This window comes from Streptomyces sp. Tu6071, from assembly GCF_000213055.1.
GTDB classification, from domain to species: domain Bacteria; phylum Actinomycetota; class Actinomycetes; order Streptomycetales; family Streptomycetaceae; genus Streptomyces; species Streptomyces evansiae.
In genome coordinates this window covers 6,195,076-6,208,477 of sequence record NZ_CM001165.1, presented here as the reverse complement: position 1 = coordinate 6,208,477, position 13,402 = coordinate 6,195,076, and the positions used below count along the sequence as shown (strand labels likewise).

Here is a 13,402-nt window from a genome sequence, read left to right as displayed (position 1 = left end):
GGGTCGTGGTGGCGGAATCCGCGTGCGGACAAGCTCGCTCCCGTCGGCAGGTCTTGGGTAGGTAGCGCGGTACGAACGCGCTGGTGCCTGCGGGCGGCAGTGGCCGTGGCTGTGCTCGTACAAGGGTACGGGAGGGGTGAGGTGCGGAGGAAACGGGCGGGTTACGGGGGTGTGGCGGGCCCGCGCGGCGGGAAATCCCTTGGCGCGCTGGTCAGCGGGCCGTCAGGCTCACGGTATGGAGAGTTACGGACGCCCCGGGGAGAGCAGCGTGCGGCCTGTTCCCCGCCACGAGATACGGGCGCTGCACACGGCGGACACGCTCACCGTCTACCAGGCGTACCGGCCCTCGCTCGGTGTGCCCGCGGCGCGGGACGGGCGGTTTCCGGAGGCATGGGGGCGGGGGCGGATGACGTGGGTCAAGCCGTCGTTCCTGTGGATGATGTACCGCTGCGGATGGGGGACGAAGGAGGGGCAGGAGACGGTGCTCGCCGTGGAGATCGCGCGGGAGGGTTTTCTCTGGGCCTTGCGGAACGCGACGCTCTCGCACTTCGAGCGCGGTGTGCACGGCGACCGGGCGGAGTGGCAGCGCTCGTTGCGGCGGGCTCCGGCGCGGGTGCAGTGGGACCCCGAGCGGGACCTCCACGCGAGACCGTTGGAGCACCGCTCGCTGCAACTGGGGCTGTCGGGCGAGGCGAGCCGCAGGTACGCGGACGAGTGGATCGTCGGGATACGGGACGTGACGCCGCTCGCGCGGGAGGCCCACGGGCTCGTACGGGACGGGGAACTCGACGGGGCGCGGGCGCTGCTGCCCGTCGAGCGGCCCTACGAGGTGCCCGTCGACGCGCTGGCGGGTCTGCTGCCCGTGCCGCACGTGCCGGAGGGGGCCGCGTGAGAGGTCTGGAGGGTCGGGCCGAGCGGAACTTCGTGGCGCACGCTTGTCATCTGCATCGTGATCACCCGGGGCGGGCGGTGAGTGTGCCGCCGGGCGGGGAGGTGCACGTCGCGGACAGTGGGCTCGACGACGACACGTTCAATGTCGTGGCGGGTGCGCGGTTCCCGCGGCGGGCCTCGTCGGCGCGGGTGCTCGCGACGCTTGCCGCGCTGCGGACGACGGGGCGGCGGTTCACATGGTGGGTGGGTCCGGACTCGCGGCCGGAGGACTTGTCGGCGCTGCTCGCCGCGGCCGGGGCGCCCGTCGCCGCGCGCGAGCCTGCGATGGTGCGGAGCCTGCGGCGCGCGTTGCCCGCGCCTACGGCTCTGGACGGGCTCGTGGTGCGGCGGGTGCGGAGCGCTGAGGATGTCGCGGCGTTCGCCGCGGTCGTCGCGGCGAACTGGGAGCCACCCGCTGCGAGCGTCACGCGTTTCTACGCGGATTCGGCGGAGGCGTTGCTGCGCCCCGGCTGTCCGGCGCTGCTCTTCGTCGGGGAGGTGGCGGGCGAGGTCGTGGCGAGCGCGGAGGTGTTCCTGTCGGACGGGGTCGCGGGCCTGTACAACGTGTCGACGCGGGCCGGGTTCCGGCGGCGGGGGTACGGGGCCGCGGTGACGCTCGCCGCCTTGCGGGCGGCGCGGGCGGCGGGTTTCGGTACGGCGGTGCTCCAGGCGAGCGAGGAGGGTGAGCCGTTGTACCGGGGGCTCGGTTTCCGGACGTTCGGTGTCTTCGCCGAGCACGCGGTGCTGCCGGTGACGCTCGGCTGAGGCGGGCCGGAGGCGCCGAGCGGGAGCCCCGGGCCCGTACCCCGGCGTCCATCGAGGACGGTTCGCTGTCTCGCGCTCCCGCGCCTCAGGCCCCGGCTTCGTCCGCGTAGCGGTCGGTCGCGGCGACGAGGTGGCCGGCCATCTCGGCGTTCGCGCCGTGGACGCCGTCGTTGACGACGTGCAGGCTCGCGTCGGGCCAGGCGGCGGCGAGGCGGTGGACGGCGCCGGTGAGGTTGCCGGGGTCGAGGAGGCCCTGGACGAGGGTGCCGGGGATGCCGTGCAGGCGGTGGGCGTCACGCAGGACCACTTCGTCGCCGCCGAGGAAGTGGTCCTGGCTCCAGTAGTGCGTGACGGTGCGGACGAAGCCGAGGCGGAAGCGGGGGTCCTCGTAGCGCGGTTCGGAGCGGGGCGGGGCGGGGATGATCGCGGTCTCCCAGTCGGTCCAGTCGCGCGCGGCGAGAGCGCGCACGGCCGGGTCGGGCGAGGCGAGCAGGTCGCGGTAGGCGGTCGCGAGGTCGCCGTCGCGCGCCGCTTCCGGGACGCCCGCGCGGAAGCGGTCGAAGGCTTCGGGGAAGTAGCGGCCGAGGCCCCGGGTCAGTACCTCGACCTCGGCGCGACTGCCGGTCGCGACGCCGGTGAGGACGAGGGCGCTGACGCGTGCGGGGTGCAGTTGCGCGTACCGCAGGCCGAGGAAGGAGCCGAAGGAGACACCCCAGACGAGCCACCGGTCGATGCCGAGGTGGGCGCGCAGCGCCTCCAGGTCGGCGATGAGGTGCGGGGTGGTGTTGGTGGCGAGGTCGTGTGCCGGGTCGGAGGCGTGCGGGCGGCTGCGGCCCGCGCCGCGCTGGTCGAGCAGCACGATCCGGTAGCGGGCCGGGTCGAAGTACCGTCGGAAGCGGGGCGAGCAGCCCGAGCCGGGACCGCCGTGCAGGACGAGGGCGGGCAGGCCCTCCGGGTTGCCGCAGGTCTCCCAGTACAGCTCGTGTCCGTCGTCGGTGGGGAGGTGGCCGTGGGCGTGCGGGGCGGAGTCCGCGTGCAGCGGTACGGGGGTGGGCATCCCGGCAGCGTACGAGAGGGGCGCGGGCCGGGGCGAGAGGGTTTGGGCGACCCGGGACCGTAAGGGATCGGGCGGCACGCCGCGTACCGGAACCGCGTGCGCCACGTACCGGAGGCACGCCGTCCGCGGAGCCGGGCGGTGACGCGGGTGGGGGTGCCGCCGTCCGCAGGACGAAGGGCCCTTTCGGGAGAGCCGCCCTCTCGGGATATCTTGATATCGAGCAATATTGAAAAGACGCGAAGCAAGACAGGCAAGACCCGCAAGACGAGCAACACCCGCAGTACCAGCAAGACGCAGACAGTGGAGACGGAGCGGAGCACCCGGTGACTGACTCGACCATCATCTACACGCACACCGACGAGGCGCCCGCGCTGGCGACGTACTCGTTCCTGCCGGTCATCGAGGCGTACGCCTCCACCGCCGGGGTCGGCGTGGAGAGCCGCGACATCTCGCTGTCCGGCCGCATCATCGCGAGCTTCCCGGAGTGGCTGGAGGAGGGCCAGCGCATCGAGGACGCCCTCGCCGAGCTGGGCCGCCTCGCGCAGACGCCCGAGGCGAACATCATCAAGCTGCCGAACATCTCGGCGTCGATCCCGCAGCTCAAGGCCGCGATCGCCGAGCTCCAGGCGCAGGGCTACGCGCTGCCCGACTACCCGGACGACCCGAAGTCGGACAAGGACGAGGACGTCCGCGCCCGCTACGACAAGATCAAGGGCTCGGCCGTCAACCCGGTCCTGCGCGAGGGCAACTCCGACCGCCGCGCCCCCGCGTCGGTGAAGAACTACGCGAAGGCGCACCCGCACCGCATGGGCGCCTGGACCTCGGAGTCCAGGACGAACGTCGCGACGATGACGAACGACGACTTCCGCTCGACCGAGAAGTCCGCCGTCCTCCCGGCCGACGACAGCCTGCGCATCGAGCTGAGCGGCGACGACGGCTCGACGACGGTGCTGCGCGAGTCCGTACCCGTACTCGCCGGCGAGGTCGTGGACGCGTCCGTGCTGCGCGTGGCCGCGCTGCGCGAGTTCCTGACCGCGCAGGTCGCGCGGGCCAAGGCCGAGGGCGTGCTCTTCTCCGTGCACCTCAAGGCCACGATGATGAAGGTCTCCGACCCGATCATCTTCGGTCACGTCGTGCGCGCGTTCTTCCCGAAGACGTTCGCCGCGTACGGCGACCAGCTCGCCGCTGCCGGACTGACCCCGAACGACGGGCTCGGCGGCATCCTCAAGGGCATCGACGCGCTCGCCGACGGCCAGAAGATCAAGGAGTCCTTCGAGGCCGAGCTGGCCGAGGGCCCCGCGCTCGCGATGGTCGACTCGGACAAGGGCATCACGAACCTGCACGTCCCCTCGGACGTCATCGTCGACGCCTCGATGCCCGCCATGATCCGTACCTCCGGTCACATGTGGGACAAGGACGGCAAGGAAGCGGACACGCTCGCGGTCATTCCGGACAGCAGCTACTCCGGCATCTACCAGGTCGTCATCGACGACTGCCGCGCGCACGGCGCCTACGACCCCTCCACGATGGGCTCGGTGCCGAACGTCGGCCTCATGGCGCAGAAGGCCGAGGAGTACGGCAGCCACGACAAGACCTTCGAGATCCCGGTCACGGGCACCGTCCGCGTGCTCAACAAGGCCGGCGAGGCCGTGCTGGAGCAGGCGGTCGGCGCGGGCGACATCTTCCGCATGTGCCAGACGAAGGACGCGCCGATCCGCGACTGGGTCAAGCTCGCCGTGACGCGTGCCCGTGCCACCGGGACCCCGGCCGTCTTCTGGCTCGACGAGACCCGCGCCCACGACGCGCAGCTCATCGCGAAGGTCAAGCAGTACCTCCCGGAGCACGACACCGAGGGCCTGACCATCGAGATCAAGTCGCCCGAGGACGCCATCGCGTACTCGCTGGAGCGCATCCGCCGCGGCGAGGACACCATCTCGGTGACCGGCAACGTGCTGCGCGACTACCTCACCGACCTCTTCCCGATCCTGGAGCTGGGCACCAGCGCCAAGATGCTGTCGGTGGTCCCGCTCATGAACGGCGGCGGCCTCTTCGAGACCGGTGCGGGCGGCTCGGCCCCGAAGCACGTGCAGCAGCTCGTCAAGGAGAACTACCTGCGCTGGGACTCGCTCGGTGAGTTCCTCGCGCTCGCGGTGAGCTTCGAGCACCTCGCGCAGAAGACCGGCAACGCGCGCGCCCAGATCCTCGCGGACACCCTGGACCGCGCCACCGGCACCTTCCTCAACGAGGACAAGTCCCCGAGCCGCAAGCTCGGCGGCATCGACAACCGCGGCAGCCACTTCTACCTGGCCCTGTACTGGGCGCAGGAGCTGGCCGCGCAGACCGAGGACGCGGCGCTCGCCGCGGCCTTCGGCCCGCTGGCCGAGAAGCTCGCGGCCGACGAGGAGAAGATCGTCGGCGAGCTGATCTCCGTCCAGGGCTCCCCCGCGGAGATCGGCGGCTACTACCGCCCCGACGCCGCGAAGGCGGCGGGGATCATGCGCCCGTCGGCGACCTTCAACGAGGTGCTGGCCTCGCTGAAGGGCTGATGCCTGTGTGACGGGCTGAGGCCCGTGCGCCATGTGGGCGGTCTGATGTCCGTGCGCCATGTGGCGGGCTGACGTCTGTCGATCACGGCCCCGTATGCCTTGTGCGTACGGGGCCGTGTCGCGTTCCGGGGGGGCCGGGGGCGGCCAGGCGTGGGGAGGGGCGGGGCGGGTCGCAGCCGTTCACGAGGCCGGGTGGGTTCCGGGGTGTACCCCACGGCGGGACCTACGGTGGGGGCATGGTTCTCGGTGACGACGGGGTGCATGACGGTGCGGACAGGAAGCTGCACGCGCTCGACGCGGAGGTCACGCGGTGCCGCGCCTGCCCGCGTCTGGTGGCCTGGCGGGAGGAAGTGGGCCGGGTCAAGCGGGCGGCGTTCGCGGACGAGGAGTACTGGGCGCGCCCTGTGCCCGGTTTCGGGCCCGAGGACGCACGGCTGCTCGTACTCGGGCTCGCCCCGGCGGCGCACGGCGGGAACCGTACGGGGCGGATGTTCACGGGCGACCGCGCGGGCGACGTACTCTTCCGCGCCCTGTACGACATCGGGCTCGCCAGCGCGCCGCTACCGCGCGCGGCCGACGACGGCCTGCGCCTCCACGGGACCCGGCTGACCTCCCCGGTGCACTGCGCGCCCCCGGCGAACAAACCGACCCCGCAGGAGCGCGACACGTGCCGTCACTGGCTCGTGGAGGAGCTGACGTTGCTGCGGCCGACGGTGCGCGCGGTCGTGGTCCTCGGGGCCTTCGGCTGGCAGGCGGCGCTCCCGGCCTTCGCGGCGGCGGGCTGGGAGGTGCCCCGTCCGCGCCCCGCCTTCGGCCACGGCGCCCGGGTCCGGTTGCCGGCGCGGGACGGGGGCGCGCCACTCGACGTCTTCGGCTGCTACCACGTGAGCCAGCGCAACACATTCACCGGACGGCTGACGCCGGAGATGCTGCGAGGGGTGTTGCGGGAGGCCGGCCGGGAGGCGGAGGTGAGGGAGGGCTGAGGGGTGAGCGGGGGGCCGGGGCCTGAGGGGCCGGGGCCTGAGGGGGCGGAGCCTGCGAGGGCGGGGCTGAGAGGGCGGGTGCCGCAACAGGCGGACGTCTCAACAGGCGGATGCCTCAGGGGGTTTCGGATATTTCGGCGTCCGGGGCCAGCGTGATGCCGCTCGCCGCCAGGAAGGCCGGGAGGCCGATCGTGGTTCCGCCGGTGCCGTCGTCCCATGTGGCGAGGACCGCCGAGCCCCCCTCGTTCCAGGACTCCTCGGTCCACTCGTCGGGATCGGGTCCTGGGTGGCGCTCGACGGTGCCGCTGCCGCGTCGGTAGTGGAGCAGCAGGTACTGGCCCTCGGGGGTCCAGGCGTCCCATTGCGCGGGCGAGGCGGCGCGGGTGCGTACGACGCGGGCGAGGGTGCGGTGCGCGGGGTCGGGAGGGGTCCGCAGGTCGTACGCGCAGAAGACCTTGTCGTACCGGCGGGTGCCGACCGCGACGAAGGCGGGGAGGCGGCCGTACTCGCTGAATCCGAGGGAGCGGTAGAGGCGCAGGGCGCGGGTGTTGTCCCCCCGCGCGTCGAGTGTCAGGACCTCGATGCCGGCGGCGCGGGCCTCGCTGACGAGAGCTTCGGTGAGCGCGCGGCCGAGGCCGCGGCCGGATGCGGCCGGGTGGACGGCCAGTTTCTCCAGGTCGGCGTGGGGGCGGTGGGTGGGGCGGGAGTAGCGGCGCCACCAGCCGAGCCCTCGCAGCGCGGGTCCGTCGTACGCGGCCCACAGCGCCGCGTCGCCTTGCGCGGCCTCCCCGCACACGGTGTCGAGCAGCGCGGCGACCTCGTCGTAAGGGGGCGGTTCGGTCCAGCCGAGGGCGGCACCGTCCCGTACCAGTGCGGCGAGCAGGGCGTGGGCGGCGGCGAGGAAACCGGGCTGGGCGCGGGCTTCGGGGGCGGGGAGGAGGCGGGAGGGCTGGGTGGGCGGGGGGCTGGGCATGGGTGGGAGGGTAGCTTTCGCGCGCGGGGGCTGAGGACAGTCCCCCGCCCTCCCAGGGGGGCGCCCCTGCAACAATTCTTCCAGGCTTCGGACCCCTCTCGGCGCCACCCACCGAAACCTGTGGATAACTTCGCCGAAGTCAGAATTCCTCTCACTCGAACGTGTAGTGACCGTCCGGAGTAGTCCGCTCCTGGCGTACTGCTCCGCCGAGCCGGGCCGGTCGTCGGTGGTGCCGTCTAGGCTCGGGGGCATGGTGAGCGAGGTGGGGACGGAGTCCGGGAGTGTGCGGGTCGATGTGTGGCTGTGGGCGGTGCGGATGGTGAAGACACGGTCGGCGGCGACCGCATCCTGCCGGGCCGGGCACGTACGGATCAACAACGCCCCGGCCAAGGCGGCGGCGGCCGTCCGGGTCGGTGACGAGGTGCGCTTGCGCCACGAGGGACGCGACCGGGTGCTCGTCGTACGGGGCCTGCTCCGCAAGCGCGTCGGCGCACCCGTCGCGGTCACGTGCTACGAGGACAACAGCCCACCCCCGCCGCCTCGCGCGGCCGTCGCCCCCGCCGGTATCAGGGACCGGGGAACGGGCCGCCCCACCAAGCGCGACCGGCGCGAGATGGAACGGTTGCGCGGCGCGGGACTCGGGATGCCGCAGCCGCCGTCGTACGAGTGGGAGGCGGGACGGGAGCGGGGCTGAGAAGTCGGCGGGGCGGAGTCCGGTGGGCGTACCGGGCAGCGGCACACCGGGCACACCCCAGCCCCGCAACATCCGCGCCACAGCGCTGCGAGGGCCCCGGCACGCGCCCGCCCGGGCACGCCGGGCATCCCGACCACCCCGGGTACCCCGAGCACTCCGGTACCTCAGCTCCCCGGCCCTCGGCAGCCGTTGAGGCCCTGCGACCCTCCCCCCTCAGCCTCCCTGCACGTCCCCCACCGTGGAGGAGCCGATGATGTCCGCGGGGGCCAGGTCGCCCGGGGGGATGCCGGGGTGGTGGGCCGTGGGGTGAGTGGTGTCGCGGGCCGGGCCGAGGGCGAGGCGGGAGACGATGCGGTAGCGGTCGCCCCGGTAGATGGAGTGGACGTACTCGACCGGGCGGCCCGTCGTGTCGGTCGTGAGGCGTTCGATGAGGAGGGCCGGGGAGAGGAGGGGGACGTCGAGGACGTCTGCCTCGGCCTCGTTGACGACGGTCGGCTCGATCGACTGCGTGGCTTCGTGCACCTCCACCTGATGGCTCTCGCGGAGGTGTTCGTACAGGTCACCCGCCTCCAGCTCGCTCGCCGACAGGCCGGGGACGAGGTCCTGCGGGATGTGGAGGTGCTCGATGGCCATCGGGTGGCCGTCGACGAGGCGCAGCCGGGCGATGTAGACGAGACGGGCGGCGGGTGAGAGGCGCAGCCTGCGGCCGATCCGCGCCCCGGCCTGGATCACCGAGTGTTCCAGGACGCGGCTCGACCACGTGCCCTGCGCGAGAGGCACCGAGAGCGCGCCGTCGTCCGAGACGAGTTCCTGGGTGATCTTCGCGGGGGCGACGAACATGCCGCGGCCGTGCTCGCGGCGCAGCAGTCCCGTGGCGACGAGTTCGTCCACTGCGGCGCGCAAGGTCGGGCGCGAGACGCCGAGTTGGGCGCTGAGCGCACGCTCCGACGGGATCGCCTCGCCGGGCGCCCGCGCCTCCACGAGGGAGAGCAGGTACTCGCGCACCCGCTCCCGTTTCGGCACCGCACCCCCTCCGGGACCGGCCCGGCCCCCGGAGCCTCCCGCCGTACCGGCCCTGGGCCCGGACCCGGCCGCCGCATCGCCGACGACCCGAGCCCCGGCAGCAGCAGTCGCCCGAGCACCGCCACCGATCCCCGCACGCCCACCGGCCCCAGCACGCCCCCCGGCCCCGGCTCCAGCCCCGCCCTCAGGGCCCGCCGCAACCTCGGCCACAGCCTCCCCGCTCACTCCCGATGATCCCCCCACCTCGTGCTTCGCCATCGTCACCCGTCTCCCCTCTCGCCTCTCACCAGCACCACCGACCAGCAGCACCAGCCACTGCCCTGTCGGCCGGCCCACCAGTGACCGAGCGCGGGCCACCGACAGACCGGCCACCAGGCGACCGGCCGACCCGCCGAAGCGTCAGCCACCGGCACCGGCACCCGGCACCCGGCACCCGGCACCCGGCACCCGGCACCCGGCCCACAGAACCGACCGACCGACAAACCACCAGCCACCAGCCACCAGCCACCCCATCATGACGGCCGGCCCACTGACTTGACCAGTGAACCCTACTGGTCAGGGAACTGGCACAACACCCCCTCCCCTCCACGCCCGCCCCATCCCTCGCCACACCCCCGCACACCCCCCGCCACACCACCCACTCCAGCCTCCAATCCCCTTATTCCCCAAGCCACACAAGGCTCTTGACGCCACCGCCCCCTTGTGTCACCTTCTTGCTCACCAACTGACCAGTGGTCAACTGGTCAACTCCTTGATGAGGTGCCCATGAAGCTGCGGCTTACCACTCCCCCGCTCGTCCTCGCACTGAGCCTCGCGGGATTCGCGGGTCTGACCTCCTGTTCCGACGACGGCGACAGCGGCAGCGGTGGTGGCTCCGGGACGGCCAAGAGCCCCGAGAAGGTCACCGTGTGGGTCATGAGGGACAGCGTCTCCGAGGACTTCCTCGGCCGGTTCACCAAGGACTTCGAGCAGCGGCACAAGAAGATCCAGCTCGATGTCCAGATACAGGAGTGGGACGGCATCGGCGAGAAGGTCACCGCGGCCCTCGCCAGCAAGGACGCGCCCGACGTCATCGAGGTCGGCAACACGCAGGTCGCCCAGTACGCGGCGAGCGGCGGCGTCAAGGACCTCAGCGACCGGGTCACCGACCTCAAGGGCGCGGACTGGCTTCCCGGCCTCGCGGAGCCCGGGAAGATCGACGGGAAGCAGTACGGCATCCCCTGGTACGCCGCCAACCGCGTCGTCCTCTACAACAAGGACCTCTTCGCCAAGGCCGGCATCACGAAGCCTCCCACCACGCGGGACGAGTGGCTCAGCGATACGCGCAAGCTCAACAAGGGCAAGACGCAGGGCATTTACCTCCCCGGGCAGAACTGGTACACCCTCGCCGGGTTCATCTGGGACGAGGGCGGCGACCTCGCGGTCAAGGACGGCGACTCCTGGAAGGGCGCGCTCGACTCCCCCGAGGCGCTCCGGGGGATGGCCTTCTACAAGACCCTCCAGTCGCTCGGCAAGGGACCGAAGGACTCCGACGAGGCGAAGCCCCCGCAGGCCGACGTCTTCGCCAAGGGCGATGTCGCGCAGGTCGTCTCCGTCCCCGGCGGCGCGAAGCTCGTCGAGGAGTCGACACCCGCGCTCAAGGGCAAGATCGGCTTCTTCCCCGTCCCGGGCAAGGACGCGAGCAAGCCCGGCTCCGTCTTCACCGGAGGCTCCGATCTCGTGATCCCCGAGGCGTCCGCGCACCAGGACGCCGCCTACCAGGTGGTCAAGGCCCTCGCGGGGACGAAGTGGCAGACGGACATGGCCAAGACGATGAGTTACGTGCCCAACCGCACCTCGCTCTCGAAGGTCGTCGCCGACGACGAGGGCACCGCGGCGATGGCCGCGGGCGCGGCCCAGGGCCACGCGACGCCCAACTCCCCCGAGTGGGCCGCCGTCGAGGCGACCAATCCCATCAAGGGCTACATGACCGCCGTCCTCACCGGGACCGACCCGGCGAAGGCCGCGAAGGACGCCTCCGCCTCGATCACCAAGACCCTCAAGAAGTGAGCGACACCCACGGCACGCTCCGGGGTGCGCGCGGACGCACCCCGGAGCCCCCTGAGCCCGCCACGCCTCCCGCGTCCGCACAGACGGAACCCGCAGACCAGACCGGACACCCCGACCGGACCGAGCCCACGGACCAGGTGGAACACCCCGACCGGACCGAGCCCACCGACCAGACCGAGCAGACCGAGCAGACCGGCCAGACCGGCCAGACCGGACCCACCGCACCCACCGCACCCACCGCACCCACCGCACCCACCGCACCCACCGGCCCGAACGCACGAAGCACACAACGCACACACCGCAGCGACCACACCCCACGAACCCAGCAGAGCCCCCGCACCCGACCGAGCACAAACCACCCCCCGGGCCCCCGCCCCGCACGGAGTACTCGCCCCGCACGGAGTGCCCGCGCCCGCCTCGCCGCCCTGTGGCCGTACCTCCTCGTCGCCCCGACCGTGCTCGGCGCCGCGCTCCTCCTCGGCTATCCCCTCGTCCGCAACCTCGTCATCTCCTTCCAGCACTTCGGGATGGGCGAGCTGATCCGCGGCGGCGCGAGCGGGGCCGGGTTCGGCAACTACCAGGAAGTACTGAGCGATCCCGAGTTCTGGCGGGTCGTGCGGCGCACGCTGCTGTGGACGCTCGTCAACGTCGTGCTGATCCTCGGCATCGGTACGCTCGTCGCGCTGCTGCTCCGCTCGCTCGGGCGGGTCTCGCGCACACTCGTGCTCAGCGGCCTCGTGCTCGCCTGGGCGAGCCCCGTCATCGCGACGACGACGGTGTTCCAGTGGCTCTTCTCCTCGCGCCTCGGCGTCGTCAACTGGGCGCTCACGAGGCTCGGTCTCGACTCCTTCCACGACTACGCGTGGTTCGCGCACGGACCCGCGACCTTCACCGTCCTCGTGCTGCTCATCACGTGGCAGTCGGTGCCGTTCGTCGCGATCACGCTGCACGCCGCGCTGCTCACCGTCCCCGCCGAACTCACCGAGTCCGCGCGCATGGACGGTGCCGGGGCCTGGCGCGTCTTCCGCTCGGTCACGCTGCCGCTGCTCCGCCCGGTCTTCGGGCTCGTGCTGTGCCTGGAGGTGATCTGGGTCTTCCGCTGCTTCGCGCAGATCTGGGCGCTGAGCAAGGGCGGCCCCGGCTCCGCGACCACGACACTGCCCGTCTACGCCTACCAGGTCGCGCAGGCCCTGCACCGCTACGACCTCGGCGCCGCGATCTCCACTCTCACCGTGCTGCTCCTCGTCGGCGTCCTCATCGCCTACCTGCGCAGCATGTTCCGCCAGGAGGCCGAGTCATGACCGCCCCCGCGGCCCCGCCGCTGCTCCCCGTCACGAAGAACCCCCCGACCGCGGTACCGGGGAAGAGGGCGCGCGGGAACGCGGCGCGCAAACGCCGCCTGGCGCGCTCCGTGCCGCGCGGCATCGCCGCCGCCGTCGTCTTCGTCCTGAGCGTCTTCCCCGTGTACTGGATGGTGCTCACGGCGCTCAAGCCGAACGCGCAGATCCAGTCCGAGTCGCCCGTCTTCTTCCCCACGAGCCTCACCTTCGACCACTTCTCGGACGCCGTGCACGCCGACGGCTTCTGGGGGTTCTGGCGCAACAGCCTGCTCGTCACAGCCGGTTCGGTACTGCTCGCGCTCGTCGTCGCGCTCGCCGCCGCGTACGCCGTGGCCCGGCTGCGCTGGCGCGGGCGGCGCGCGTTCATCCTGCTCGTCTTCGTCGCGCAGGTCGCTCCCTGGGAGGCCCTGCTCATCCCTATGTACATCATCGCGCGGGACGCCGGGATGCTCGACCGCCTCTCGATGCTCACGCTCGTCTCCTTCATGCTGACCCTGCCCTTCACCGTCGTGACGCTGCGATCCTTCCTCAGCGGCATCCCGCCCGAGCTGGAAGAGGCTGCGCAGGTCGACGGCTGCACGCGCGCCGCCGCCTTCCGCCGCGTCACGCTCCCGCTCCTCGCCCCCGGCCTGCTCGCGACCTCCCTCTTCGGCTGCATCACGGCGTGGAACGAGTTCGCCTTCGCCAACATGCTGATCATCAAGAACCAGGACGATCGCACCCTGCCCGTCTGGCTCTCCTCCTTCTCCAACGTCTTCGGCACCGACTGGGGCGCCACGATGGCCGCTTCGACGCTCTTCGCGCTCCCCGTCCTCGTCCTCTTCCTCGTCCTCCAGCGCCGCGTCGGCGCCGGCCTCACGAGCGGAGCGGTCAAGGGCTGAGGCCCCGCTCCCGCACAAGCGCAACGCCCCTCCGTACGAGCGCAACGCCACTCCGTACGAGCACGACACCCCTGCGTGTGCGCGCAACGCCCCTGCGTACGGGCCCGCCGCCCGCCTACCGGTCGCCCCCTCCGTACGCGCCCGAGCCGCCACCGCCGTAC

The 13,402-nt window shown here is 72.3% G+C and carries 10 protein-coding genes and 1 pseudogene; 8 read left to right on the top strand and 3 right to left on the bottom strand.

Annotation, left to right across the window (positions count from 1 at the left end; all coding sequences use genetic code 11):
• Positions 1 to 235 precede the first annotated feature (235 nt).
• Together STTU_RS26250 and STTU_RS26245 are read left to right on the top strand one after the other, a co-directional pair.
• The gene (locus STTU_RS26250) at positions 236 to 892 is read left to right on the top strand and encodes a DUF4291 domain-containing protein (protein ID WP_007828482.1); all 657 of its coding nucleotides are present in this window, start codon (positions 236 to 238) and stop codon (positions 890 to 892) included.
• A gap of 83 nt (positions 893 to 975) precedes the next feature.
• Entirely contained in the window at positions 976 to 1,695 is a 720-nt protein-coding gene (locus STTU_RS26245) for a GNAT family N-acetyltransferase (RefSeq protein WP_007828480.1), read from the top strand.
• 85 nt (positions 1,696 to 1,780) lie between these two features.
• Here the strand turns inward: STTU_RS26245 and pip are convergent, their stop codons facing one another.
• Entirely contained in the window at positions 1,781 to 2,752 is a 972-nt protein-coding gene (gene pip / locus STTU_RS26240; protein ID WP_007828478.1) for a prolyl aminopeptidase, read from the bottom strand.
• Between the two features lie 323 nt (positions 2,753 to 3,075).
• Here pip and STTU_RS26235 point away from each other — a divergent pair, with 323 nt between their 5' ends.
• Positions 3,076 to 5,298, top strand: coding sequence for an NADP-dependent isocitrate dehydrogenase (locus tag STTU_RS26235; protein WP_007828476.1), 2,223 nt, complete (start codon positions 3,076 to 3,078; stop codon positions 5,296 to 5,298).
• Positions 5,299 to 5,534: 236 nt separating this feature from the next.
• Positions 5,535 to 6,281, top strand: coding sequence for a uracil-DNA glycosylase (locus STTU_RS26230; RefSeq protein WP_007828474.1), 747 nt, complete (start codon positions 5,535 to 5,537; stop codon positions 6,279 to 6,281).
• 403 nt (positions 6,282 to 6,684) lie between these two features.
• Here STTU_RS26230 and STTU_RS36115 read toward each other — a convergent pair.
• Positions 6,685 to 7,254, bottom strand: a pseudogene (locus STTU_RS36115) (GNAT family N-acetyltransferase); the annotation flags it as partial.
• A gap of 250 nt (positions 7,255 to 7,504) precedes the next feature.
• On the opposite strand from STTU_RS36115, the gene STTU_RS26220 reads away from it, so the two are divergent.
• Positions 7,505 to 7,948, top strand: a complete 444-nt coding sequence (locus STTU_RS26220; protein ID WP_007828470.1) for an RNA-binding S4 domain-containing protein — start codon at positions 7,505 to 7,507, stop codon at positions 7,946 to 7,948.
• A 213-nt stretch (positions 7,949 to 8,161) separates the two neighbouring features.
• Here the strand turns inward: STTU_RS26220 and STTU_RS26215 are convergent, their stop codons facing one another.
• Positions 8,162 to 8,971: a GntR family transcriptional regulator gene (locus tag STTU_RS26215; protein ID WP_009064222.1), complete on the bottom strand. Its 810-nt coding sequence runs from the start codon at positions 8,969 to 8,971 to the stop codon at positions 8,162 to 8,164.
• A 765-nt stretch (positions 8,972 to 9,736) separates the two neighbouring features.
• Between STTU_RS26215 and STTU_RS26210 the strand changes: the two genes are divergently transcribed.
• The 3 genes from STTU_RS26210 (at position 9,737) to STTU_RS26200 (ending at position 13,241) form a co-directional block, all read left to right on the top strand.
• Positions 9,737 to 11,020, top strand: a complete 1,284-nt coding sequence (locus tag STTU_RS26210) for an extracellular solute-binding protein (protein WP_043256401.1) — start codon at positions 9,737 to 9,739, stop codon at positions 11,018 to 11,020.
• A 425-nt stretch (positions 11,021 to 11,445) separates the two neighbouring features.
• The gene (locus STTU_RS26205) at positions 11,446 to 12,321 is read left to right on the top strand and encodes a carbohydrate ABC transporter permease (protein WP_043257774.1); all 876 of its coding nucleotides are present in this window, start codon (positions 11,446 to 11,448) and stop codon (positions 12,319 to 12,321) included.
• The gene (locus STTU_RS26200) at positions 12,318 to 13,241 is read left to right on the top strand and encodes a carbohydrate ABC transporter permease (RefSeq protein WP_043256400.1); all 924 of its coding nucleotides are present in this window, start codon (positions 12,318 to 12,320) and stop codon (positions 13,239 to 13,241) included. The genes STTU_RS26205 and STTU_RS26200 overlap by 4 nt, the downstream gene beginning before the upstream one ends.
• The last annotated feature ends 161 nt before the right edge of the window (positions 13,242 to 13,402 follow it).